This window comes from Pseudomonas sp. GW821-FHT09E12 (genome assembly GCF_059416085.1).
This window is the reverse complement of sequence record NZ_JBWKOM010000007.1, coordinates 91,871-116,329: the sequence shown is the minus strand read 5'-3', so window position 1 is coordinate 116,329 and position 24,459 is coordinate 91,871. Positions and strand designations below refer to the sequence as shown.

Sequence of the window (24,459 nt, the reverse complement as noted above, 5' to 3'; positions counted from 1 at the left end):
TCCTCTTTGAATTCCATGATCAGCGTCCAAAACGGACGCTGTAGCTGACACCTGCCGTGCCCCCGGACTTGCCCGTTCCGCCTTGTGGGGCCGACTGGTAGCCGAAGGTCACCGCCAATTCGTCATCCCCTATCACCTCGGTGCCGACACCGGTACTGACGGCGTAGTTGATGGTGTTGTCGGTCCACTGCCAGCCTGAGCTGACGTCTACCAGCCAGGTGTACTGCCCACGCGTGCGGTTCAGTGCCCCCGGGAAGCCACGCCGCCACGAACTGCCGAAGAACAGCTGGCCGTAGCGCTTTTGCAGCAGGGTCTGGCTGGTGATCTGGTTCGGATCCTCGAGGCCGGCCCCCGCCAGGTCGATGCCCCCGCCCAGGGTATTGGCCAGGTTGGGCAGCGAACGGTGGTCCAGGCTGTTTTGCTGGTAGTCGATGCCGCTGCGCAATGCCCAGTTCGGTCCTTCGAACTGCAAGGTGTGGTCGAACTCGATTTTCAATGCCTGGCCACTGCCCAGGTCATCGCCGCTGCGGGTCGAGAACCAGCGCTGGGCCAGGCTCCAGGACAACTGGTCACGGGCCGAATAGCGATGCCGCCCGCCGACCCAGACATCGTCCTGCTGGCCGAAGGCACGCATCAGCCCGCTGTCCTCGTTCTTACGGTGCCAGTCGGCGCCGACGTCCAGTTCGTTGCCGCTGTCCACCTGCCAGGTGCGGCTGGCGCCCAGGCCGTTGCGGTCATCGTCCTTGCGCAGGCTGCTGTCGAAGATCAGCGTGTAGTTGCCGTCCTCCAACTGCCGCTGCAAGGTCAATCCGGTATTGGTCTCGTTGCCCAGGCGTGATTCATCGAGGGTGTCGCCGCTGTATCGGCCCTGCTCCACCACGAGCTTGGCGTACCAGTCGTCATTCAGGTAACGCGCAGCGCTCAGGCGCGGGCCGTTGAACACCAGTCCGCCGTAATCCTGGCGTTCCCAGGCGATTTGTACGCCCTGGGGCGTGCGCTCGGTCATCTCGATGGCCTGGCGCCGCAATTGCTCACGGATCGCGGGAGACTGGTCCTCGCCCAGCGCCGACAGGTCGACGGCCAGCGCTTCGCCGCCACGACCCAGGCTGTTCAGGGCCTCGACCCGCTGCGCCGGGTCGAGGCCATCGCTGGCCACCAGGCGTTCCAGGGCTTGGCGATTGTTGCCGCGCAGGGCTTGCTGGATCTGTTCGTAGCGACTGACCTTAAGGCCACGGGCGCGGGCCCAGGCCAGCCAGTCATCCTTCTGCGCCGACTGATTGATGTCCTCCAGGCACACCAGCATTTGCTCGAACCACAGCTGCAGCATCGGCCTGGAGCCGTCCAGCCACTGCATCGCCTTGTTCTGCGCCTTGCGCGACGAGTAGCTGCTGGCCACCAGACGCAGCCAGGTCGCATAGCCCTGGGGCGTGGCGCGGATCTGCTCGGGCGTCACCTGACGATTGAGCTTGAGCCGCAGGCGCTGGGCCGAGTCGGCATAACCGGCGCCTTCCAGCGCATCGGCGTAGGCCGCCTGGACCATCCAGTCCCGGGGATTGGCTTGCAGGTACAGGCGGTACCAGGCCAGGGCCTCGGTATTGCGCCCCAGCAACTGGCTGGCGGCGGCAAACGGCAGCCAAAGCGTGCTGTCACTGCGCGCCAGGGAACGCCATTGCTGCAGCAGCGGCTTGATCTCGCCCGTGCGCCCCAGGTCGACATACAGCCACATCAGGCGTTCGCGGAAGGTGTTGTCCTCCGGGAAGCGGCTCAAGCCCAGGCGATACAGGCGCAGGGCCTCGTCGTGATGACCCTGGTGGACCTGCAGCGCCCCGCGCGCTGCCAGGACCTGGGAATAGTCGGCGGCTTCCGGGTACTGGTCAGCCTCCTTGAGCAGATCGATCACCAATGGCCAGTCCTGAAGCTCCTGGGCCAGTTGCAGGGCCGCGACCAGGCGCCGCGGATTGTGCCCCTGGCGCCAGCTGTCGACGGTCAACTGCAAGGCCTTGCGCGGATCGCGGGTGCGATAGAGGGCGATCAGCTGACTCTCGTCACCGGTATTGAGCGAGCCCTTGATGGCCAGCATCTTCTCCAGTGCGAGCTGCAGTTCATCGTCCGACTCCAGGTCCCAGGCCAGCGCGGCACGGGACTGCCAGTAGTCGAGGTCGTTGATTTTGTTGCCGTCGACCGCGGTGATCACCTTCCAGGCCGACTGGCTGTCAAACAGCTTGAGGTGGTTGTTGGCCCAGTCCACCCGCTCGGCGCTGGTCAACGGATAACGGCTGGCGAAGTTCTTCCAGACCGCCAGCCGCTGTGGGTACTGCTCGGTATTTTCCAGGTTCTGCAACAGGCGGACCCAGGCCAGGCGGTGCTTCGGGTATTTGGCGACATAGCGGCGCAACCACTTTTCCGCCTGCTCGGGCGTGCCCCGGGATTCTTCGGCGTACACCAGGGCATCGAGTTCGACATTGCTCAGGGCCCGGCTGTCCATGATCCCCGCCAGCAGCGGAATGCCCCGGTCGAAGTCGTAGCTCTGCATCGCCAGGCGCCAGGTGTGCTCGAACTCGGCCGGGTTGTCCCGCAGCTTGCTCAGGCTGATCCAGTAGCCCAGCGCCGAGGCCGAGTCGCCCCGCCATTCGGCGAGATGGGCCATCTGCTCCAGCAGCAACGGATCCTCCGGATGTTGCTCCAGCAGTTGCGAGCCCGCCGCATGAGCGCCCTTGAGGTCACCGAAGGCCAGTCGCTGCCTGAACTCCTTGGCCAGGACTTCCGGGTTGTCGGGCTGCGACTTGCGCCATGCGATGAAAAATGACTCGGCCAGGTCCGGACGCTTGTGCGCTACCGCCACATCGACGCCCCGGTCAAGCAGCGCAGCATCGAATTGCGCATCCGGCTGGGCGGCCAGTTCCCGGGCCAACAGCTCGGCCGCCTGAGCGCCGCGATCCGCCGCTACCAGGGTGTTGAAGGCTTCCTGCAGGAACTGGCGACGCGCTTCTGGCGTCTGGCTGGCATCGAGCAACTGCACATAAAGGTCGGCGGCGCGTCCGGGTTGCTCGCTGGCCTGGTACCACTTCGCCGCCTCGGGCAGCCAATGCTCACGCTGCCCTGGATCGCGACTCGCCAGTTCGGCATAGGCGTCCGCGGCCAGCCCCGGGGCCTGGACACTCAAGGCCAGCGTGGCCAGGCGCTCAAGCTGGGGGGATGGCAGCGTCTTGTAGTCAAAGGCCTTGAAACGTTCGGCCAGGGCCTGCAACGCTGGGCCGTCGGTGCTGTTGGTCAGCGCCAGGGCATCCAGTTGCAGGCGGTAGTAGGACTTCAGCGCGGGATCGGCCTGTGGCCATTCGGCCAGGTGTTTTTCCGCCCTCGGGTAATCGCCCAACTGAATCAGCAGGTCGAGCAGCTGGGTGCGCAATTCGTTGTTTTCCGGATGGGCCGCCAGCAGCACCTCGGCATAGCTGGCGGACACTTCGTCCGGGGGGCCGAGCGTGGGACGGAAGGTATCTTCGTTGCGATAGGTCGCCCACAGCAGCACGCCGACGACCATCGCCACCAGCAGCAATGCCCAGGGGTTGAGCAGCCGTGCGCGTGGTGCCTTAGTTGCAGAAGAGTTGGGCATCACTCACCTGCTTCATGGGAAGTTGGAAATGCCACAGGCCCTGCTCGGACTTGCCGGCATAACGTTGGCCCCGGACCTCGACCCGACAGGCGCCGGCCGAACGCACCGAGAACTCCAGGTTGAATTGGCCGGCAAAAGAGAAGCTCACCTGTCGGTCACTCACATAGCGCCAGTCACGCAAGGGAATATTCGCCAGCTCCAATGCCGGACGCGGGTCACGCTCGGGCCGCAGGGCCAGCAGCGCATGGTCGCCGCTCAAGGCCACATAACGGCCCTGGGGCAGATCGCGGACACCGGCCACGTTCCGCGAACGACCCAGATCCGGCCAGCCCAGCTCCGGGTCCAGGCGCAGGGTACGCAAGCCGTCCATGCCGCGGACCTGCCAGTCGCCATTGGCGGTGCGGGCCAGGCTGGCCTGGTACAGGCCATGGACCCGATCGAGGTAGTCGCTCATCCACAACGACAAGGGCTGCTGGCCGCGCATGAAGCGGTAGATATCGGTCATGGCCTTGATCGACGCCTGCTTGGTGCCCGAATAGAAGTGGTAGTACAGGTGAATCCCGCGCAGGCGCCGTGGGCTGTCGGTCAGCTCGAACGTATCGATGACGTCGCGAAAGCCGTAATACGGGCCTTTCCAGAGGTTGGTGTACATGTTCTCGTTGATCACCGGGGCGTAGTACTGCAAGCCGCCTTCGGTGGGACGCAACAAGGGGTACAGGCCGGTCAGCGACGAATTGGCTTTGGTCAGGATGGTCTGCCCGCCGTTGACGTTTTTCAGCCCGGCGTCGTAGGCCAGCTTGATGGTCTCGGCGCTGGGCAGCGCATCCCCCGGCCAGAAGAGCAACTTCACCGGCTTCTGCGCAGTGGTCAGGCGGCTGTTGATGTAGTCCCGCGATCCGACGATCTCGCGCTTGAAGTCCAGGGTCTTGTAGCCCTGGATGTTCAGGCGCAATCCGTATTCGGCGTGGAAGTCCTCGTCCTGCCTGGCCTTTTCCGGCTGCAGGTAGAACGGGTGGCTGTAGGTGTGGCTGGCAACCTCGACTTTGGGATCGGCAAAGATCTCCTGGGCGAGGGGCTCCAGCTCCCTGGCGAGGAACGGCGACATGCCCTTGGGCCCGACCTCCCCTTCGATGATCGAAACCGAGGTCAGGTACGGGTTGGGACGAATGTAGTCATCCAGCACCTGGCGCCCGGAATAAGGGGTGCCGCGCACTTCGGCATGGGATGGGAAGCCATCCCCGTCGATATGCACCGTGGCGATCCGCCGGCCGTTCTCGGTGGTGGTGTCCGGGCGCGGTTGCGCCGGCAGGCGCAGGGCTTTCTGGATAAAGGCAAAGGGGTCGAGAATCCAGCGGCTGCGCTCGACATTGGTCTCTACCACATAAGGCGCCAGGGCCATGCCCCCCCAGGTGCCGATGGCCACGGGGGCGTACTTGCCGCCCTGCTCATCCCCCAGCAACAGGGCCGGTTGCGGCCCGTCGGGCAGCAGCGTCACACGGGTCAGCTCTCGGGTGCGCGCCACTACCGGCGCCTCGAAGCCACCGATCAGGGCCTTGTCCTGGCTCAGCACTCGCAGTGCGCCGCGAGCCCCTGGCGCCGCGAGGTTCAGCCCCAGGCGCTTGAGCAATGCGCGATCCTCGATCGGCAGGCCGGCCATGATGGCCAGCGGCACCTGTTCGTCCAGACGTTGGCCAATCCAGCCATTAAAGGCACGGCTGTCCTGGGGTGGGCCGCTGGTCATCCACACCACCACCCCGGCGTACAGGCCGGCGAAGCTGTGGGACGGCAAACTGGCATCGGCCGGCAGATAGTCCACCCGATAGCCCAGGTATTCCAGCAGACCGCCAAGCATCCGGTGCCCGGCGTGATCGTAGAGTTCGCCTTCGCGCGGGTCGTAGAGCATGGCGATGCGCCGCGGCTGTACTTCCACGGTGCTCATGCCGATGGCGTTGAGGTCCGGGGTGGTGACCACCGGGATAAAGCCTTCCTGGCTCAATTGGCGAGCCAGCTTGCGCGCTTCTTCGCGACGGTCGGGCGGCAAGTAGTCGATGGCCACCAACGGCATGTTTTTCGCGCGAAGTGGCTTGAGCTCACCTTCAAGCCAGTTGCGGTCGGACTCGGAAACCGGGCGATAACGCTTGGCTGAGGCATCCCAGCCGGCATGGATCGATTCGACGGCCACGGCCGAGGCAACGCCATCGAGCTCGCCCAGCACTTCGAAGCCCCGGTTGAAGAACAGTTTGAGGTTCGGCTGGCGGCTGTGCAGTTCCCGCAGAAACGATGCCAGGGCTTTGCGTTGCGGTTCGCGATGAGCCTCGGGGAGCAATTGAAAGCTGTCGAGCGTATCGAGGAACAGACCGGCATAACCCTGCCCTTGCAACGCCTTGGCACGCTTGAACAGATGTTCGCGCCAGGCCGGCGTCGAAATATCCATGACCTGGCTGTTCCAGGCCTTGTTACGCGTAGTGCTTGCGCTGCGGGTCAGCGACGCTTTGTCCAGGGCGACGCGGTCGCCATCGAACTCACCCACCGACAGGTAAGCGAACGGCTGGCTGCCAAGTTCGCGCAAGGTGGCAACATTGGCGGTGCTCATATGGCCTGGCTCGACCACAACCCATTCGAACTGCGCCAACTCTTGAAGCGGTGGCCGATCGGCGTACCAGAACCCGACACTGGCGGGCGCCGCCGGCGAGGCTTGCACCACCGAGTGGGTCGCACACAACGCCAGCGCGGTAAACAGCCGCCGTACCCCTTTGCAAACACGCCCCCTGCGAAACTTGATGTCCATAAATCACTCTTGAGTAGATCAATCCGCGCGATACCGGACCCGCGAGCCCTCTGCAACCGGGCCCGCAAGGCGTGGCATTAAAGACTGTGGTAAAGCCGTGCCAGGCCTTCAGCCACGGTGGTTGGCGACCCCAGGCCAAAGCGTTCGCGCAAGCGGCGATTGTCGGCCTTGGAATGCCGGATATCGCCCGAGCGGGCAGCGGCATGACTCACGCTTAGCGGTTTGCCACTGATCCGTTCCAGGGCCGTAATCAGGTCATTGAGCGTGGTGACCCCGCCGAGACCGACATTGGTGGCATCAGCCGCGGGCTGGGGGTGTTCCAGGCCCTGGAGCAGGATCTTCACCAGGTCTTCGACATAGACGAAATCGCGGGTTTGCTCGCCATCGCCGAACACCACGATCGGCCGTCCGGTTTTCGCCCGCTCGCTGAAAATGCTGATCACCCCGGAGTACGGCGACAACGGGTCCTGGCGGGGCCCGAAGATATTGAAGAAGCGCAGGATCACTGGCTCCAGTCCATGCTGGCGACGATAGAAATTCAGGTAGTGCTCGCTGGAAAGCTTGTCCGCGGCATAAGGCGTCAGGGGGGACGTGGGCGTGTCTTCATCAATCGGGGTGCCCTCCCCGTTATTGCCGTAAACCGCGGCACTGGAGGCAAAGACCACTCGACGGATGCCCGCGGCGATCATCGCCTCGCATACCCGCAGCGTGCCGATGAAATTACTCCGATGAGTAGCTGCCGGGTGTTCGACCGAGGCGTGGACCGAAGCGACAGCCGCCAAGTGCACCACCGCGCTGCACCCCTGCATGGCTTCAGTGAGGGTCGCGGCATCGGCGACATCGCCGACCACCAGTTTCAAGGCCGCACAGTCCATCGGCAGGTTGCTGACCTTGCCGGTAGAGAGATCGTCCAGAACCCGGACGGCATAGCCTCTTGCCAGCAACGCATCCACTAAGTGGGAACCAATGAAGCCAGCCCCGCCGGTTACCAGTACTCGTTTGGCAGACATAGATCATCCCTAAAAAATATCGCAACCCCCATCGTCTAAAACCGGCACCCCCACGAAAATGAGCCATGGCTGTTGGCCTTATGGCTGATATTTCCGTGGATACCTGCTCTTTAACAAAGGCTGTATCGCCTTTTCCTGGAGGGCTTCAGAAGACTGGCGTCAAAAAAACATCAGTTAAATGACGCAAACAGAAGCGGATACTGGGAGACGAATGCCATCATGTCAATAATCCGTCTAAATTTTAAGATGAGGCTGTGAGCTTAAAAAAAGGTCAGTATATTGACGCGCACATTCCTGGGGCTCTGGGTTCCCCTTGCCCCTGGCAATGGAAAACTCATCTTCAAGGCGACGCGCTCGCCTTGAACCTCCGCATGCGAGACCTGAGTCGGAATCACGCCTCATTGATCTCAAAACACGACACCCGTATTGAGTGGGGCCCCCGACTGCTATAGAACCCCTTGGCGGTATTGGTCAGCGCGGCGCCATCTTTGCCCTGCTGCGTATTTACCCGCTCCGTTTCCATTCAGGTATCGAGTATGAAATCAAAAATAAACCAAGCCTTGATTACCCCTGCGCTCTTCTCGCTTCTGATGTTCCAGTGGACGCCTGTCTTTGCCGAAGAGGCTGCCAGTTCCCCCTCCAATCTCTTGACCGCGGCGGTTGCCTGGAAGCAGACGGCGGCTGAGTTCGAGGCGCTTTATTACCAAGGCTTCAACATCGCCAGGATGCGTCTGGACCAGGCCCTGCAAGCCCGCAAGGACGGCGACCGACCGTTGGCCGTCATCAGCGATGTCGACGATACCGTGCTGGGTAGCAACAGCTACTGGGGCTACATGATCAATTCGGGGAAAGAGTTTTTCGATGACGGCGCCTGGGACCAGTGGGTCGCCGACAATGGCCCGGTCGCCACGCCCGGGGCAGTGGAGTTCTTGAATTACGCCCAATCGAAGGGGGTCGAGGTGTTCTACGTCACCAGCCGCGACCAGGGCGAAAAAACCAAGGAATATGCCCTGGCCAACTTGCGCAAGAACAAGCTGCCGTTTGCCGATGAACAACACCTGACGGTCTATCGCGACAGCTCCAACAAAGAGCCACGGCAAACGGAAATCGCCAAGGACTACGAGGTGGTAGTCATGCTGGGCGACAACCTCAATGACTTCAAACGCAAGTACTACGTCGCAGACGTCAAGCAGCGCAACAGCCTGATGACGGAAGACAAAGAGCTGTTCGGCCGCAAGTTCGTCCTCTTCCCCAACCCTACCGACGGGCACTGGCTCAAGGCGATTTTCGGTGACTCGGAACCCCCGGCCACCCCGGAAAACCGCGCCAGGTTCAAGGCCGCGGCCGAATCGACAGCCTGGCAACCAAAGCAGTAATCCTGGGCCACCTGCCCTGCCCGCGCCGTTCGAAAACCGGCGTTTTTTCGCAACCTTCTGAACGCTGCATATCCACTCAAAATGATTGGCCCTGCCAGCATTTTGAGTGGAACTGACTAGACCGCAATCGCCCCCGCCCGCCCGGACTCCACCACAAAGGACTTGAGGGTCGAGACACTGGCATACGGGTCCCTGGGGTCGGAAATGATCCGTAAGTGGGTCAGCATCTTCCGTTCTTCCAGCTCCACCGCCACATATCCCCGCCAGCGGCTCTCGAAAAACCTTACATGGGGATTGAAGGGCAGGATGGCGTCGAACGACTGGCCGTCGGACGTGACCGAGGTGCCGACGAATTCAGTGGCGACGATCCGCGAGTCAGGGTCATGGGCGCGCGCATGCAGGTCCGTGACCCAGAACGAATGAATGTCGCCGCCCCAGAACACCGGGTTACTGGCTCGCCGGCGTTCGATGGAGGCCAGCACCCGTTCGCGAGTCGCCCTGTAGCCGTCCCAACCGTCGGTCCAGTGCCCCAGCGCCTGGCTCGCCGGGACGTGCTGGAGCAGCGGCGCCACCAGCAGGTCCTGGGCGATCACATTCCATTGCGCCCGGGACCGGGCCAGGCCCTGGTCCAGCCAGGCTTCCTGCTGCCAGCCCAGCATGGTGCGCCCGGGGTCGCGCAAATCCAGGCAACTGTCTTCGGCGATATGCCCCTGATGGCTGCCATTGGGCGCAATGCACGGTTGCTCGGAGCGGTACTGCCGGCCGTCCAATACATGGAATCGGGCCAGTCGCCCATAGTCCAGGTTCCGATAGATGCGCATGTCCGGCCCCCGCGGCAGGCTGGTGGCGCGCAATGGCATATGTTCGTAGAAGGCCTGATAGGCCGCCGCTCGCCGCTTGAGGAACGCGGCTACCGGAGTCCCCGGATCCTGGGACCAGCGATTGGCGTAGTCGTTCTGCACTTCGTGATCGTCCCAGGTCGCCACGCTGGGCGCGCTGGCATGCAGCGCCTGCAAGTCAGGATCGGTCTTGTACTGGGCATAGCGGTTGCGATAGCCCGCCAGGTCCAGCGCCTCGTCACTGCTGTGGGGGCGAATGATCTTGCCGGAGTCGGGCGCATAGGATTTTTCGTAAATGTAATCGCCGAGGAAGAACACCAGGTCAGGTTGCTCCGCGGCCAAGTGGCGGTAGGCACTGAAGTAGCCGCGCTCCCAGTGAGAACAGGAGACAAAGCCCAGCCGCGCCGACGCCATCGCGTGCACAGGCGGAGCCGTGCGCGACTGCCCTGTCGGACTCTGCGCCCCGAGGCTTTCAAACTGGTACCAATAGGGCCGCCCAGCCTCCAGCCCCGCGACCTCGACGTGGACGGAATGGGCGAAACGCAGAGTGGCCATGACTTCGCCTTGTTTCACGATCCGCCTCATCGCCGCGTCACTGGCCACCCGCCAGCGCACCGGCACCGAACGGTTCAAGCCACCACGCCCATCGGCCGCGTTGAACAACGGCGCCAGGCGGGTCCAGATGACAAAGCCATCCGGCAGCGGATCGCCCGAGGCCACGCCCAGGGTGAACGGGTAGTCGATGCCGGCACTACGGGCGAAGGGGCTGAGGATCGAAAAAGCCGTCGCCACCGCCAGGCCCGACAGCACCCGGCGACGGCCCGAATCCACCGGCTTGCGGATATCGTCGCTCATGATGCGGGCTGCCAATCGGCGCGCAACAGTTCGTACGATGGAATCGCTGCGGTGTTGTCAGCGATCCCGGGGCCGTTGGCCAGCTCGAACAGTGTCTCGGCCTGGTGTTTTTGCAGCGCTTTGAGCGCCAGTCGCGGGGTGAGTAACGAAGGAAGTGCAGCGCTCATGTCGGGGGGCTCGCCGGATAAATGCGCAAAAATGCGCCCCCGGCATGTCAATTTCATGACCGTCAAAAAATGACTGATGGTTCTTCTGAAATCCGCGTCCTAGACACCTAAAAGCTTAAATTAAAGTTAACCAATCGGTCATTTTCCGTTGCTAGCGTGGCGCCCCTAATCAATGACGGGGTAACGGAATGAGAACCTGGGACGAACCGAAAAAACGCAAGGCGCACATCGAACTGATCCCGATGATCGACGTGATGATGTTCCTCTTGGTGTTTTTCGTACTCGTGAGCCTGAACGTGATTCCGGCACTGGGCATGAAGACCCAGTTGCCCAGCGCCAGCAGTTCGCAACAGCTCAAGCCGCAGAACAAGTTCATCCTCACCCTGGGCCTGGAAGGCCAGTTGCAGCTCGATGGCAAGGACCTGAGCGTCGAAGCCCTGGTGCCGGCGCTCAAGGCCGCGCAAAAGCCTGACAGCAAGTCGACCATCATCGTCAACAGCGACAAGGGCGTGGAAGTCTCCCGCCTGGTCGAGGTCATGGACACCCTGCGCCTGGGTGGCTTTACCTCGGTCTCCATCGCCACGCGCAAGTCCTGATCATGTACGCCCTGTTTCGTGCGCGTCAGTTGCTGGGCAGTGTCCCGGCCCTGATCGCCCTGGTGCTGATTGCACTGGGTATCCAGTCGCAAACCCTGAAAGTGCAGCCGGTGTATGACGAGTCGGCGGTTGAAATCGCCCTGGTCGAACCAGAACCGGAGGCCGTCCCCGAGCCCGTGGTGGAACAGGAACCACCGCCGCCGGTCATCGAAGACGAAGACGCCGAGCCGGCCCCTCCTCCGCCGCCGGCCAAGTTACAACCACCGCCACAACCGAAACCTGAACCCAAGCCCAAGCCAAAACCGCTGCCCAAGCCAGCGCCCGTGGCCGCCAAGGCAACGCCGACACCCACACCGCCGGCCACCGCCAAACCCGTGCAGCCCGCCGTCGCCCCGACACCGACGCCTGCGCCACCTGCCCCGCCGAAAGTCGACGGCCAGGCCCTGGAAGGCAGCTATCTCAAAGGTTTGCGCAACGAGCTGGACACCTACAAGCAGTACCCCACCGGACGCCAGGCGTCCCTCGAACGCCCCAGTGGCGAGGTGGTGGTCTGGTTGCTGGTGGATCGCCAGGGCCGCGTCCTCGACTCCGGGATCCAGACCCAGGCGTCAAGCATGCTGCTGAACCGGGCCGCCACCAACAGCCTGCGCCGGATCAAGCAGGTCAAGCCGTTCCCCGAGCAAGCCTTCGGTGGGCGCAACGAGCAACGTTTCACCGCCACCTTCAACTACAGCGTGCAGTAAGCACCCAACAGCAGGACGACAGTGATGAAGTTCACCCGGATTCATCTGGCACTCGTTGCCGCGAGCATGGGCCATGGGATCGCCATGGCAGACACCAGCGACAGCGACGTCGGCACCATTGGCGTGCAAGGCAAGGCCACGGCGGGCGGTGGCTACATGGTCCAGGAGGAGAGTGTCAAGGCGCGTTCCACGGTGACCAAGGAGGCGCTGGATAAACAGACCGCCACCGGCAACGCCGTCGACAAACTCAAATACACCCCGGGCCTGAACATCTCCAGCGAAGATGCCACCGGGCTTTCGGGTTTCCGCTTCACCATGCGCGGGCTCAACTCCGACCAGGTGGGGATGTCGGTGGACGGCATGCCGATCAACGACTCCGGCAACTACGCGCTGTACTCCAACCTGCTGGGCGACCCGGAAAACATCGAGCAGATATTCGTCACCCAGGGTTCGGCCGAAGCCGATGGCCCGCACATCGGCTCCAGCGGCGGCAACATCGGCATCGTGACCATCCGCCCGACCAAGGAAACCGGGGCCTTCGTCAAGCAGGTGGCCGGCAGCAACGGCACCTTCAAGACCTTCGCTCGGCTCAATACCGGCGAAGTCAACGGCCTGAGCAACTGGCTTTCGCTGTCCCACACCGAAGGCGAGAAATGGCGCGGCGACGGCGCGGTGCGGGCGGACAAGGTGGAATGGAACAGCTTCTTCGACATGGGCGGCGGCAACACGGCCAACCTGATCCTCAAGTACCACGAGCAGGACAACAACAGTTACAGCCAGTTGACCAAGACCCAGTTCCAGCAGAACGGTCGCAAGTACGACCCCTACCCTTCGACGCCGGCCCTGGGCAGCAACGGCAAGGTCAGCAGCTACTACGCCCTGGCGCAGAACCCGTTCCAGACCTTTACCGCGGTGCTCAACACGCAATTCAAACTGGCCGACAACCTGGCCCTGTCGGTCATCCCGTATTACTACTGGGGTAATGGCAGCGGCGTGGGCGCCTCCAGCTATGCGCTGAACAGCGGTTCGAACCGGGGCGGCGTGTTCGACCTCAGCAACCTGCAGACCGCCGCCCAGTACAACGCCGACGGCTCCTCCACCAGCGGCGTCTATTACCGCCCTTCGCGGACCCAGACCTGGCGTCCGGGCATCACCACCAAGCTGAACTGGGACCTGGGCGACCACAGCCTGCAATTCGGCTACTGGTATGAGCGCGCGCGCCAGAGCCAGACCCAGCCGTTCATTCCGCTCAAGAGCAGCGGCAAGCCGGAGAGTACCTGGCCGGACTCGGATAACGTGGTGGACGCCAATGGCAACAAGGTTCAGGGCCGCGACCGCTTCACCATTACCCCGGCGCAGAAAGTCTGGGCCCAGGACACCTGGTATTTCGCCCCGGACTGGACCCTGGTGGCCGGCCTGGCCTACATGAACGTCAAGCGTGACGGCAGCAACCACGGCAGCCTCACCGAACAGCCGGAAAAGCGTCACCAGACCTATAACAAGTTGCTGCCCAACGTCGGCCTGAAATACCAGATCGACGAGCGCGACCAGGTGTTCTACAGCCTGTCGCGCAACATGCGTATCCCGCAGAACTACGTGCTCTACGACCAGGGTGTCGGCTCCATCGATTCCAAGCCGGAAACCAGCTGGAACCACGAGTTGGGCTGGCGCTACAGCGGCGACGACATGACCCTGGCCGCCACCTTGTTCTACATGCAGTTCAAGGACCGCCAGGTCTCGTCCAGGGACATCAACGGCGACTTCGCCGACATCAACGCCGGCGCCGTCGACAACAGCGGCCTGGAACTGGAATGGAGCGGCCTGCTGCCCCACCACTTCAACTACTACACCTCCTACACCTACACCCGCGCCGAGCAGCAGGACGACCTGACTGTCTACAACGCCGGCAAGGCCATTGTCCTGCCCACCAGCGGCAAGCAGTTCGCCAACGTGCCGAAGAACATGCTGGCGGCCAACGTCGGCTACGACGACGGGCGCTTCTACGGCACCTTCGGCGGCAAATACACCAGCAAGCTGTATGGCGACCTGACCAACGACGAAGCCATTTCCGGGCGCACCGTGTTCAACCTCGGCGCCGGTATCTACCTGCCGGTGGACAAGAAAGTGGTCAAGGACGCGACCCTGCGCCTGAACGTCGACAACCTGTTCGACAAGAAGTACCTGGACGGCGTGTACACCACCAAGACCAACGCCGCGCCCTACGGCGGTTTCCGTGACGGTGACCCGGCCTACATCGTGGGCCTGGAACGGACCGTGACCGTCTCCCTGGAAGCGAATTTCTGATCGTCATCCGCCATATCGAAGAATGAGGTAAAGCATCATGGACATGAACCTGCTTCACGACATCACCTTCTATGTGATGTATGCCGCGGTGGCCATCGCGATCTTCATCGCCATCGAGCGCGGTCTCTACTTCGCCTATGTGCGGCGCCAGGCCAGGGCGTTGATGGAGGCCCTGGGCGGTCACGTGCACAGCGAGCGGGATTTGCCGCAAGGCGCCACCCGCCGCGACAGCCTACCCTTGAGCATGGTCCTGCCGGTGCTGGCGCAAAAGGCTGCCCAGGGTTCGCGCAAGGACCTGGACGACGTGATCGAGAGCCAATACCTCTCGACCCGCGCGCCACTGGCCCGCAGCCTGTGGATCATCGAGACCATCACCACCGCCGCCCCCTTGCTAGGCTTGCTGGGAACCATCCTGGGGATCATCGACACCTTCAAGGCCCTGGCCAGCGCCGGGGTGTCCGACCCGGGCCAGATTTCCGGCGGTATCGGCACGGCGTTGTTCGCCACCGGCCTGGGGATCGCCATCGCCCTGTTCTGCGTGGTATTCCATAATTTTTTCCAGGACAGCCTGGAGCGCATCAACGATCAACTGAAGATGCTGTTGATCCGCGCGGCCACCGGTGCTCGCGTGCAGGATGAGGTGCCGTATCGGGCGCCGAGCCCGTTGCACAGCCGTACCGCGTAATTTCCCAGGGCGGGCGCAGGCCGCGCCCGCCTTTTTTTCGACATGAGACGCCTATGTCCGTATGCATGAAGTTTCCACGAGCGCTGCCCAGCGTTCGGATCGCAGGCCTGGCTGGCTTGCTGATCAGTCCGCTGGCCCAGGCGGACTTTGCCGTTGCGGGGTTCGAATTGGTGCATACGGTGCCGGTGGAGACCGAGCTTGGCACAGCGGATCTGCGGCAACCCGGCCCCGTGTGGATCGAGCTGTTCGATGGCGCGAAAAGCCGGATCGACATCGGCCAGTTTTATGCGGCGGACCATCCCGGGTCGGTGCTGGGCACGGTGATCGAACACCTTGAGGCAGCCGGCAAACGCGGCGTGAAGATTCGCTTCCTGCTGGAAGAAAAGGGCCTGAAGCTGTCAGACCCCGCCACCCTGGAGCGCCTGCGGGCGATTCCCAACCTGACCTTCCGGGTACTGCCCTATGCCCGGGTGAGCGGCGGGATCATCCATGCCAAATACATGGTGGTGGACGGCAAACAGGCGTTCATCGGCAGCCAGAACTTCGACTGGCGCTCGCTGGAACACATCCACGAAACCGGGTTGCGCATCAGCGATGAGGCCACCGTGGCCCAGGTGCAGGCGATCTTCGAACAGGATTGGCAGGCCCAGGCGGCCGTGGCGGCAAACCAGCCGGTGCCCCTGCCCGCCCCCGGCCAGTCGCCGCTACGCCGCGGCAATTACCTGGTGGCCAGCCCGCAACGCTACAACCCGCCCGGCGTGGGCGACTCGCAACAGGAGTTGCCGCGCCTGCTGGCCGAAGCGAAGAACGAAGTGCGGGTGCAACTGCTGGACTATGCGCCGCTGTCCTACGGGCCTGAGCGGACCCGGCCCTATTACGCGGTGATCGACAATGCTGTGCGGGCAGCCGCGGCGCGGGGCGTGTCGATCAAGTTGCTGGTGTCCAACTGGAACACCGACAAGCTGGAACTGCCCTACCTGAAAAGCCTGGCGGTGCTGCCCAATGTCCAGGTCAGGATTGTCACCCTGCCCCAGGCGTCCCAAGGGTTCATTCCCTATGCCCGGGTGATTCACAGCAAGACCATGGAGATCGATGGGCAGGTGGCCTGGGTCGGCACCAGCAACTGGCTCGGTGGCTACCTGGACAATTCGCGCAACCTGGAAGTGGTGATGCACGACAGCGCGATGGCCAGGCGCATTGGTGAGCTGCACGGGCAATTGTGGGATGGGCCTTATGCCAAGCCGCTCGAGGTGATGGCTGAGTATCCGGATCCGCATCCGGGCACGCCGTGAAGGCAAAAAAAGGCCGAGCCTTTCGACGGCTCGGCCTCCTGTCCAGCGTTCAGCGTTTTGACGCAACCATCGCCTCCACCGTGGTCGCTCTGTCCGCACTGGCTGTAGCCTGCCCTGCGCCGCGAACCGCCTGCGCCCGTGCTGCGACAGCATCCTGCAGGATCACCTGCGCCGCCTTCTCCGCCGCCACATAGATCGAGGTGACGATGAAGAAGCCGGGGATTTTCGGGAAGATCGAGGCGTCCACCACCCGCAGGTTGCCCACGCCGCGTACGCGGAAGGCGCTGTCGAGCACGGCCATCGGGTCGTCGTCGGCGCCGATCGGGCAGGTGCAGGAGGCGTGGTGGCCCCAGGCCTGGTTCATGACGAAGGTCCTGAGCTGTTCGTCGGTCTGTACCGCATCGCCGGGCAGTTCTTCGCTGGCGATCAGCCCGGCGTCTTTCAGCGGCTGGGCCAGGTTGCGCACGAACTTGATGCCCTCCACCACCGATTGCAGGTCTTCGCCCTGGGTGTCGCTGCCCTCCTCGAAGTAATGGAAGTTGATCAGCGGGGTGTCGGCCGGGTCTTTCGAACGCAGGGTGACGTAGCCGGCGTTGTTGTTGGTATGGGCCTTGAGTATGGCCCAGGTCAGGTAGTTCAGGTGCTCGACGATCAGCTTCGAGTAACCGGGGAAATAGCCGCGAAACAGCGCCAGCAGGGAGAAGCAGAACAGGTCCGGCAGCGGCCGTTGCTTCAGGGATTTCTTGATGATCGCCAGGACCGCGCCGTTGGTGCTGTAGACCCCGACCTTGCCCTTGGCCCACTCCTCGTACTGCGGATCGCCCTTGGCGTAGCGCGCGCCCTTGAGCACTTCCCAATTCTCGAAGTTCATCCGGTTGACCACCCCGACCTCGTAGCGGTCCTGCAGGTTGCGCCCGACGCCCGGCAATTCGACCCGCACCGGGATGTCCTTGGCTTCCAGGGTTTCGCGCGGGCCTATGCCTGAGAGCATCAGCAGTTGCGGGGTGTTGAAGGCGCCGCCGGCGAGTATCACTTCACGGCTGGCGTGCACCTGGCGCAGTTCACCGGTGGCATTGCGCGGCAAGGTGCAGGCCCGGTACAGCCGCGCGCCCTTGATGTACTCCACGCCATAGGCACGCTGCTGGTCATCGAGCAGCACTCGGGTCACCAGCGCATCCAGCTCGATGTGCAGGTTATCCGGGTGGCGCTTTTGCACATCCAGCAGGCGTTCGCGGGTGCCGTGGCGATGGTGGTGCCGGGTGGTCAGCGGCGGATAGCGCAGGCCGATGGCTTCCTCGCGCACCAGCCGCCAGTCGTTGGGGTCGCCCACGCCCTGTAATTGCCAGCCGATGCGCTTGAGGGTTTCGCCCAGGGTCTTGAATGCCTGCTCGGCGGACTTGACGATCGAGCGCACCAGCGACAGGTCGTCGATCACCGCTTCCGGCACGGCCTTTTCCACGTGCAGCCAGCCCTTGAAGCCGTGGCGCGACGGGTTGATGCCAAACCAGGAGAGAAACCGCTGGAACGGCCGGTGATGGCAGTTCTCCAGGTTCTGGAAGTGCTCGCGCATGGCACTGGCGTTCCACGACGGGTCACCGGTGATCTGCGCGATATGGTCCCAGTCCTGGTTGTGCGGGTAGACGGTGATCATCGCGTTGTGCGCGGTGCAGCCGCCCAGGCAACTGGCCCGCGGGTACAGCACCCCGTCGACGTTCTCGCCCTGGAAGGTCCGGGTGAACTTGGGGTCCTGCGACTGGCGGGCATCGTTGCTGTAGTGGCGGACGAAGAAGTCCCAGCGCATCGCATCGTTCTCGGTGGAGCGCGGGTGGAACGCCGGCACCTGGTACTCCTCCGGCAGCCGCGGGGCGGTGGTGTCTGCCGCCGCCGGGTCGCTGCCCGACTCCAGCACCAGCACCTTGCGGCCCTGTTCGGCCAGGCGGGCGGCGACGGTGCCGCCCCCGGCCCCGGAGCCGACCACGATGTACTCGTAATCCGTTTCGTTGTTCATCGCTGGCCACCTAGAAAGTTTTCAGCAGGGCGATCAAGGCCCGTTTGTCCGCATCACTCAGGGGCGCTTCCTCCTTGAGGAAGCTGGTGCCGAAGTAATGCCCCTTGTCCACCACGAAGTCCGGGCACTTGCTCACCTGCAGCAGCGGCTTGACCAGGCCGGCGAAGACCTTGCGGGCTTCCTCGTCGGAGGCACCAGGCGGCAGTTGCTTGAGGTCGTGCTTGATCTTCAGCAGCAGGTCCAGCACCTGGTCGCGTTTCTCCAGGTCGATGTTGGACAGCAGGCTCACCGGCGTACCTTGCGGGATCGGCCCGAGCTGGATGCCATCCTCGCCGAACAGCCACGGCAGCCAGTGGCTGAACAGGCCTTCGAGCTTTTGCAGGAAGGTCGGCAGATAGCCGCTGCTGACCCGCAGATAGCTGGTCTCACTGGTGACGTCGACGGTGCCCATATGGGTCTTGCCGGAGCGGGTCATGACCTGGAAGTCGCCGGTGCGGTTTTCCGGCCACAGCAGCATCTCGATCGAGCTGTCGAAGGACGCCATGCGGTCCTCCACCCCGCCCTTCCAGTGGAATTGACCCAGGCGGTTGTTCAGCAGCAGCGGCGCGGTGGACCACACACTGACCAGCGAGGCTGGCCGCGTATAACCACGTCCGCCCGCCGGCATCGCGTATTCCCAGGGTTCGCCGGTGTAGGGGTTCTGCACCAGCACCGAGCCTACCGCCGGCAACTGCTTGTACGACTCCGACGAGAAGTTGTCCCAGATATTGCCGCCCAGGGCGTTGGTCGCCAGCGGGCTGCAGGCGTTGGTTTCGGTCAGGGTGACCGGCACCCGCAGCTCGGTGGAGAGGAAGTTGTCGGTCAGGAACTTCTCATCCTTGACGATGGCGCGCATCGCCGTCTTGAACTCCGGCGTCTTGCTCCAGGTCCAGTAATTGTTCCAGCACTTGAGGTAACCGTCGTTCACGCAGCCATGGTCGGGAAAGAAGGTCCAGGCCTTTTCCGGCAGTTTGCTGGAGTGGCAACGGGCGCAGGTGTCGGCGAAGACTTCCTTGCCGCGCTCCAGTACCGCCGCCGGTTCGCTCAGGTGTGCCGCGCCACCGGGGGCGTTCTTCAGGTAGTCCGGGGTCGCCGAGGCCAGGAAGAACAACGCCAGGTCCGGGGTCTGCGCCTCGTTGGCGTTCCAGTAGGAGGAGTTCTTGCGCGCCACGTCGATGCGGAACGGGGTGATCGGCTTGCCGCCGATCAGCGGCCGGAAGTGGGTGGTCCACTCCTCGCTGTACAGGCCGATATTGATGAACACCCGGTTCAAGGCCCCGAGCGCGCCCACCGAGTCGGCGCCGTCCTTGAGCACCCGCGGGGTGAACACCGTGTCAGGCTTTTTGTAGAACTGCGCCAGCGGGCTGTCCGGCGGCACGCCGGGCACCTCGTTGAACTGGCGGTTGTTCAGCCCGCCGCCAGCGAGTTTTTCCTTGCCCAGGTTCGAGGCCAGCTCGATGCGCGCCTTGAGGTTGTAGACCGCGTTCATGGTGCGTGGGTTGTTGATGTAGTCGGTGGAGACGAACGAGGTGTCCAGCGCTCCCGGTTTCGAGGTGTGGAACAACTGGTACGGGAAGCTGCTCGGGTCCTGGTTCCACATGAAGATCCGGTCGACCCAGAAGTACTGCGCGCCGGGGTTGGAGTTGAGGTTGGACCAGGCCGGATGTTCAGGGTCGGCCGGCGGGTTGGTCGGGTTCGGCCCGACATGGCAGAAGCCGCAGGACATGCCGACCCGGTAAGGTTTCACCAGCTTGTTGTCGTTGTAATAGGCCGGGTCTTCGTAATAGCGCTTGGCGTCCCACTTTTTCTGCGCGTGCTCGTCGAAGTCCGGGTTGGGGAACAGCCGCAGGCCGACGATCCCGGTGCCGTAGCCGTAGTAGGAGCCCACCGGCAGGTTCTTGCCTCGGGCGCCGATCTTCACCCCGGGGTATTTGGTTTCGTCCTCGAAAGGGTCGGCGGCGCAGGACGGGTCGCGCTTGTCCAGCCACAGGCCGTAGCGATCGTCACGCGGCCCCTCGCCCTTGACGTAGCAGGGTTCGTTGACCACCCCCAGCACTTGCCAGCGTTTATCGCGGTTGTATTTCAGGCTCGGGTGGTTGGAGACGGTCTTGAGCAGGTCCAGGTTGCCGACGCTGTCACGCGAGAGCTTGTCCCACAGCGCATCGTTGCCGGCGGTCCAGACGATCCAGTTGTTGCGCCCGCGGGCGAAGGCCTGGAGCGCCTGCTGTTCGGTAATACCGGGGATGAAGGGCGACAGTCGCTCGACCAGCAGTTGCGGTTGCCTGGACACGCCGTAGTCCATGTCGGCGAAATAGTCCTCGTCGGCGCCTCTGAGGCTGCCGGCATCGCGGCCGACGCATTTGGCTTCGTCGAGTCGCTCGCCGGGCTTGTTGCCGCAGGGGTTTTTCGTATCGCTGCTACAGGCCTGTAACAGCACCAAAGGAAGGAAAATGCTCAACATCAGCTTCACGGGTGTCATGCGCTGCTCCTTGCATGTGCTGCAGACCGGTCCCTCTGTCCTTGGGGACACCTGTGTCGCGACCGGTTCTTTTTCTGATGGCCGAACAACCGACTGCCTGCGCACCGGGCCGGTTAACCTCGGTGCGCCAGCCGCTTTAAAACGCCCTACAGCCGCCATACTAGGCCATGGCAAGCGGCTCAATACTTCCATTTGGCGATGAAAAGCCAGGGGTAATTGCGATTGGCTATCGGGCGTCACACTCAGCTTTCCGGCTGTCGGAAACGCTACTGGCAACCTGCTGTTTTCCTGCTTTAACTTACTCGTGAGGGACGGATCACCCTCCCTTTCGCGAGGGCTGCACATGGACAGGAAAAAGCCCGCTTCTTCGGTTCTTCACGCCGAACATGCCCGTATCGACTCACGTCAGGCTCTGCCGGGCCTGGCGCGCAAAGGCGTTGGCCTGCTCTACGGCAGCATCGATTTCGCCTTCATCTCGGCCGCGGTCAACGTGCGCCGCATCAGCCCGCCGGCCTTCACCAGGGACTTCAGCCAGGCCATCGATCGCTTGAGCATCGACTCCCTTTGGGTATCCGCAAGCAAGGTTCCGTCGGAACAAGGAGGTGCATGAGGCAGAAACGTACCGCGCACTGTTGATGAAGATGACCGGTTTAAATCAAACATATTGGAGTACACCACATGAACGGACACACCAATCCTTCCTTTGACGAAGCCATGCCATTGGGGGCGTCTGATGCGCAATTCATCAATGACCTGCATGAGCTACTGGAGCGCCACGGCAACCTGGATCGCTTCGGACTCTGCCTGCTGCACGATCACTTCGCGATCGGCGAGGACGAGATCCTCCTCGAATGTAACGACCACGATTCCCGCACCCTGCATCTGGATGTGGTCAAGCGCGGCGCCCTGCCGGAAAGCAAGTTCACCAGCTGGCGCATCGGCGGCCCCCGGGCCGAGGCCCTGACCGCCTGTGCCATGGACAAGTGCAAGGTCGAAGCCCTGACCGCTTGTGCGATGGACAAGTGCAAGGTCGAAGCCCTGACCGCTTGTGCGATGGACAAGTGCAAGGTCGAAGCCCTGACCGCCTGTGCCATGGACAAATGCAAGGTCGAGGCCCTGACCGCCTGTGCCATGGACAAATGCAAGGTCGAGGCCCTGACCGCTTGTGCGATGGACAAATGCAAGGTCGAAGCCTTGACTGCCTGCGCCATGGACAAGTGCAAGTAATCGCGCTTCCCGCCGATGGCCAGTGGCGGGCACGGGAAGTCGATCGGCTGCCGTGCTCGTCCTGGCTCGCGCAGTTCTATGGGCGTCGCTACGGCGCCCTGCTGGGCTCCGGCACGGCGGCGTTGGAAGTGGCGCTGCGTCAATTGGGCGTCGCCGCGGGTTGGCGGGTCGCGGTTCCGGCCGCTACCTGCCATCAGGTGGTGGCGGCCGTGCTCAATGCCGGCGCGGTGCCGGTGATTATCGAAAACGCCGCCGAGCTGCTGCTCAGTCCTGCCGCCCTGGCGCCCCACATCAATGGCCTGGACGCGGTGATCGCGGTCCATCAATACGGCCTGCCCTGCGATATCCCCGCCTTGCGCCACCTGCTGGGGGAGCGCTTGCCGATCATCGAAGACAGCGCCGGCGCTTGGGGTCTGAGCGGCCCCGGAGCTTCGCTGGTGGTCACTTCCATGGGCCATGGCAAACCCCTGGATATCGGCGGTGGCGGCGCACTGTTTGGCGATAGCCCGTTGGATGGCGAGATCGATGTCTGGTCGCCAGGCCAGCGTTCGCGGGCACGGCCGGCGTCGAGCGCTCCCTTGTCGATCCAAGCCTTGCCGGCGCTGATAACCGCCGTCGCCGCGGTCCAGGCGCGCACCCACAGGCTCAGACAACAGGTGCCGGAGCTGCTGGCGCGGTTGCGCGATTACGGCCTGGAACCCTGGGCCGTCGAAGGCACGCTGGCGCCGAGCTGGCAATTCGTGCCGATCCGCATCCGCGAGCGGCCGCTGTTCGAGCGTCTGCGCTACAGCCCCCATGCCGAGGCCCTCGGGGTTTGCGCCCCGGCCCGCGGCGCGCTGCGGGACCTGCCCATGCTCGGGCGCCATGGCGAGGTGGCCCAGGGGCCGGAACCGACCCTGGACCTGCACCACAGCTGGATTCTGCTGGACCCGCTCGCCGCTCTCGACCACCCACGGCGCCTCGCCGCCTGGGCCGGAGGCCACTGATGAAACGTTTCGACTCGCTCGATGAACCGAACCATGACCTGGACCTGCCCTTCGCGGCCGGCCCACGGGTAAGGCAGTTGGCGGACTACGCCGGCAGCGGCCAGGCGCTGGTCGAAGAACAGCTGCTGGGGGTGGCCGGCGCCCGGGTGCTGTTCGCCAGCTACGGGGCGATCCGCGCCGACTTTGGCAGCCTCTGGGCGACGCCACACGGCACCGACGAGCAGGCCGCGATCGACCTCTGGCTGCTGCACAACGCCGCCTTTATCTCCACCAGCCAGGCGGCGGCACGGGGCATCAACACCCCTATCGCCCTCGACGGCCGCCGGGTGGCAGCCTGGCGCCCGCCTCGCTATGGCCGCGCCGCGGTGCTGTGCTCCCCGGAAAGCGCGCAGGTGCTGTTCGACATCAAGGGCATCGGCGTGCCGCCGGACGAAGCCCCGGTGTTGCCCCACTCCAACGGTTTGCTGACCCTGGCCGAAGCGGTGCACGAAGTGCTGATGGAGCATCTGGTATTCGCCGCCATGAGCCACGCCGGCGGCGCGATCACGCCGTTGCCAGCCTATGCCCTGATCGATCTGGGCTTCGACGCCTTGTGGCATGACGGGCGCCCGGCAGAACCGGCGGTGCTGCTGTTGCGCCGGCCCTGCACCCGCCCGCGCTGCCAGTGGCAACGCTACTGGCAAGGCGCCGAACTGGCCGGCGCCCTGATGCAGGCCGAACTGTTGCTGCGCCGTTATGGCCTGACCGCCAGCAGCTGTGGTGCGGTGCGCTTTCAGGTTGGCCGGGAGAATGGCGAACTGCGGGTACGGCGCGACGGCGAAGCGCTGCGGGTCAGTGCCGAGGTCGCCGAGACGCTGCAGCGCTTGCTGGCGGACAACCAGGGCGCGCCGTTGCTGATCGATGGGGTCAATGTGCAACTGGCCGGAACAGCCAGCGTCGAGCCGCTGCAATTGCAGGTGATGGACTTCGGCCGTTATCGGTTTGCCGAGGGTTTCGAGCATCACCTGTACGCCTGGATCGACGCTGACTACCAGAACCTCAACGGGTTGTACCTGGGGCCGGGCGATCCGCGCTACGTCCAGCCCGATCCGCGCGTGAGCCTGGCAAGGACTGCCGAGGGCCCGTGTTTCGTCGAACTGCAACGCCAAGTCAGCGGCTTTCGCCAGGGCGGCGAGCCGGATCGTCTGTGCCAGGCGTTGCGCGCCGCCCTGGAAGAAGCCTGCCGGCCGTTGCGCGGTTAGGCGTCAGTCCTGCCCCGAGCGCCGCAGCGGTACATGAAGTTGCCGGCGATCTTCACCACCGCGGCGCTCAGCTGTCGGCCGAACGGTTCCAGACACTCACCTGGTAACCAGCCTTGAGCAGGTTGCTGGCCATGGCCGCGCCCATGCCGCCCAGCCCGAGAAAACCGATGTTCATCTTCGCACTCCTTATTTCGTCAATAGGGGTTCAACAGGG

Annotated in this window: 17 protein-coding genes and 1 pseudogene; 10 read left to right on the top strand and 8 right to left on the bottom strand. The window is 63.7% G+C overall.

The window, feature by feature from the left end; genetic code table 11:
- Nucleotides 1-19 precede the first annotated feature (19 nt).
- The 3 genes from AC07PQ_RS21140 to AC07PQ_RS21130 all read right to left on the bottom strand — a co-directional run bounded on the left by AC07PQ_RS21140 (nucleotide 20) and on the right by AC07PQ_RS21130 (nucleotide 7,408).
- Nucleotides 20-3,610 (bottom strand): tetratricopeptide repeat protein, encoded by a 3,591-nt coding sequence (locus AC07PQ_RS21140; RefSeq protein WP_493186306.1) that lies wholly within the window; start codon nucleotides 3,608-3,610, stop codon nucleotides 20-22.
- Nucleotides 3,588-6,398, bottom strand: a complete 2,811-nt coding sequence (locus AC07PQ_RS21135) for a bifunctional glycoside hydrolase/polysaccharide deacetylase family protein (protein ID WP_493186307.1) — start codon at nucleotides 6,396-6,398, stop codon at nucleotides 3,588-3,590. Before AC07PQ_RS21135 ends, AC07PQ_RS21140 begins: the two co-directional genes overlap by 23 nt.
- Nucleotides 6,399-6,475: 77 nt before the next feature.
- On the bottom strand, nucleotides 6,476-7,408 hold the full coding sequence (locus tag AC07PQ_RS21130; protein ID WP_007925536.1) for an NAD-dependent epimerase/dehydratase family protein: 933 nt from the start codon (nucleotides 7,406-7,408) through the stop codon (nucleotides 6,476-6,478).
- A 536-nt stretch (nucleotides 7,409-7,944) separates the two neighbouring features.
- On the opposite strand from AC07PQ_RS21130, the gene AC07PQ_RS21125 reads away from it, so the two are divergent.
- Nucleotides 7,945-8,784 carry a 5'-nucleotidase, lipoprotein e(P4) family gene (locus AC07PQ_RS21125; RefSeq protein WP_493186376.1) on the top strand — a complete coding sequence of 280 codons (840 nt, stop codon included), beginning with the start codon at nucleotides 7,945-7,947 and terminating at the stop codon, nucleotides 8,782-8,784.
- 116 nt (nucleotides 8,785-8,900) lie between these two features.
- Here AC07PQ_RS21125 and AC07PQ_RS21120 read toward each other — a convergent pair whose 3' ends face one another.
- Nucleotides 8,901-10,478: an alkaline phosphatase D family protein gene (locus tag AC07PQ_RS21120; protein WP_493186308.1), complete on the bottom strand. Its 1,578-nt coding sequence runs from the start codon at nucleotides 10,476-10,478 to the stop codon at nucleotides 8,901-8,903.
- Nucleotides 10,479-10,513: 35 nt separating this feature from the next.
- Nucleotides 10,514-10,645: pseudogene (locus tag AC07PQ_RS21115) on the bottom strand (GNAT family N-acetyltransferase); the annotation flags it as partial.
- A 188-nt stretch (nucleotides 10,646-10,833) separates the two neighbouring features.
- Between AC07PQ_RS21115 and AC07PQ_RS21110 the strand changes: the two are divergent.
- The 5 genes from AC07PQ_RS21110 to AC07PQ_RS21090 are packed head-to-tail and all read left to right on the top strand — an operon-like array spanning nucleotide 10,834 to nucleotide 16,265.
- Entirely contained in the window at nucleotides 10,834-11,241 is a 408-nt protein-coding gene (locus AC07PQ_RS21110) for an ExbD/TolR family protein (protein WP_007925526.1), read from the top strand.
- Nucleotides 11,242-11,243: 2 nt separating this feature from the next.
- The gene (locus AC07PQ_RS21105; protein WP_493186309.1) at nucleotides 11,244-11,984 is read left to right on the top strand and encodes an energy transducer TonB family protein; all 741 of its coding nucleotides are present in this window, start codon (nucleotides 11,244-11,246) and stop codon (nucleotides 11,982-11,984) included.
- 24 nt (nucleotides 11,985-12,008) lie between these two features.
- Entirely contained in the window at nucleotides 12,009-14,288 is a 2,280-nt protein-coding gene (locus AC07PQ_RS21100) for a TonB-dependent receptor (RefSeq protein WP_493186310.1), read from the top strand.
- Nucleotides 14,289-14,325: 37 nt separating this feature from the next.
- Nucleotides 14,326-14,973 (top strand): MotA/TolQ/ExbB proton channel family protein, encoded by a 648-nt coding sequence (locus tag AC07PQ_RS21095; protein WP_493186311.1) that lies wholly within the window; start codon nucleotides 14,326-14,328, stop codon nucleotides 14,971-14,973.
- A 53-nt stretch (nucleotides 14,974-15,026) separates the two neighbouring features.
- Complete coding sequence (locus AC07PQ_RS21090; RefSeq protein ID WP_493186312.1) at nucleotides 15,027-16,265, top strand: phospholipase D-like domain-containing protein; 1,239 nt, start codon at nucleotides 15,027-15,029, stop codon at nucleotides 16,263-16,265.
- Nucleotides 16,266-16,314: 49 nt separating this feature from the next.
- Here the strand turns inward: AC07PQ_RS21090 and AC07PQ_RS21085 are convergent, their stop codons facing one another.
- Together AC07PQ_RS21085 and AC07PQ_RS21080 are read right to left on the bottom strand one after the other, a co-directional pair.
- Nucleotides 16,315-18,273, bottom strand: a complete 1,959-nt coding sequence (locus AC07PQ_RS21085; RefSeq protein ID WP_493186313.1) for a GMC family oxidoreductase — start codon at nucleotides 18,271-18,273, stop codon at nucleotides 16,315-16,317.
- Nucleotides 18,274-18,283: 10 nt separating this feature from the next.
- Nucleotides 18,284-20,791: a hypothetical protein gene (locus AC07PQ_RS21080; protein WP_007925516.1), complete on the bottom strand. Its 2,508-nt coding sequence runs from the start codon at nucleotides 20,789-20,791 to the stop codon at nucleotides 18,284-18,286.
- 343 nt (nucleotides 20,792-21,134) lie between these two features.
- Between AC07PQ_RS21080 and AC07PQ_RS21075 the strand changes: the two genes are divergently transcribed.
- From AC07PQ_RS21075 to AC07PQ_RS21060, 4 genes are all read left to right on the top strand, one after another.
- Nucleotides 21,135-21,401: a hypothetical protein gene (locus tag AC07PQ_RS21075; protein WP_493186314.1), complete on the top strand. Its 267-nt coding sequence runs from the start codon at nucleotides 21,135-21,137 to the stop codon at nucleotides 21,399-21,401.
- A 68-nt stretch (nucleotides 21,402-21,469) separates the two neighbouring features.
- The gene (locus AC07PQ_RS21070; protein ID WP_493186315.1) at nucleotides 21,470-22,018 is read left to right on the top strand and encodes a hypothetical protein; all 549 of its coding nucleotides are present in this window, start codon (nucleotides 21,470-21,472) and stop codon (nucleotides 22,016-22,018) included.
- Complete coding sequence (locus AC07PQ_RS21065; RefSeq protein ID WP_493186316.1) at nucleotides 22,009-23,004, top strand: DegT/DnrJ/EryC1/StrS family aminotransferase; 996 nt, start codon at nucleotides 22,009-22,011, stop codon at nucleotides 23,002-23,004. Before AC07PQ_RS21070 ends, AC07PQ_RS21065 begins: the two co-directional genes overlap by 10 nt.
- The gene (locus AC07PQ_RS21060) at nucleotides 23,004-24,245 is read left to right on the top strand and encodes a hypothetical protein (RefSeq protein ID WP_493186317.1); all 1,242 of its coding nucleotides are present in this window, start codon (nucleotides 23,004-23,006) and stop codon (nucleotides 24,243-24,245) included. The genes AC07PQ_RS21065 and AC07PQ_RS21060 overlap by 1 nt, the downstream gene beginning before the upstream one ends.
- 67 nt (nucleotides 24,246-24,312) lie before the next feature.
- On the opposite strand, the gene AC07PQ_RS21055 is transcribed toward AC07PQ_RS21060, so the two are convergent.
- Nucleotides 24,313-24,420 (bottom strand): NAD(P)-binding domain-containing protein, encoded by a 108-nt coding sequence (locus AC07PQ_RS21055; protein WP_007925505.1) that lies wholly within the window; start codon nucleotides 24,418-24,420, stop codon nucleotides 24,313-24,315.
- Nucleotides 24,421-24,459: the final 39 nt, after the last annotated feature.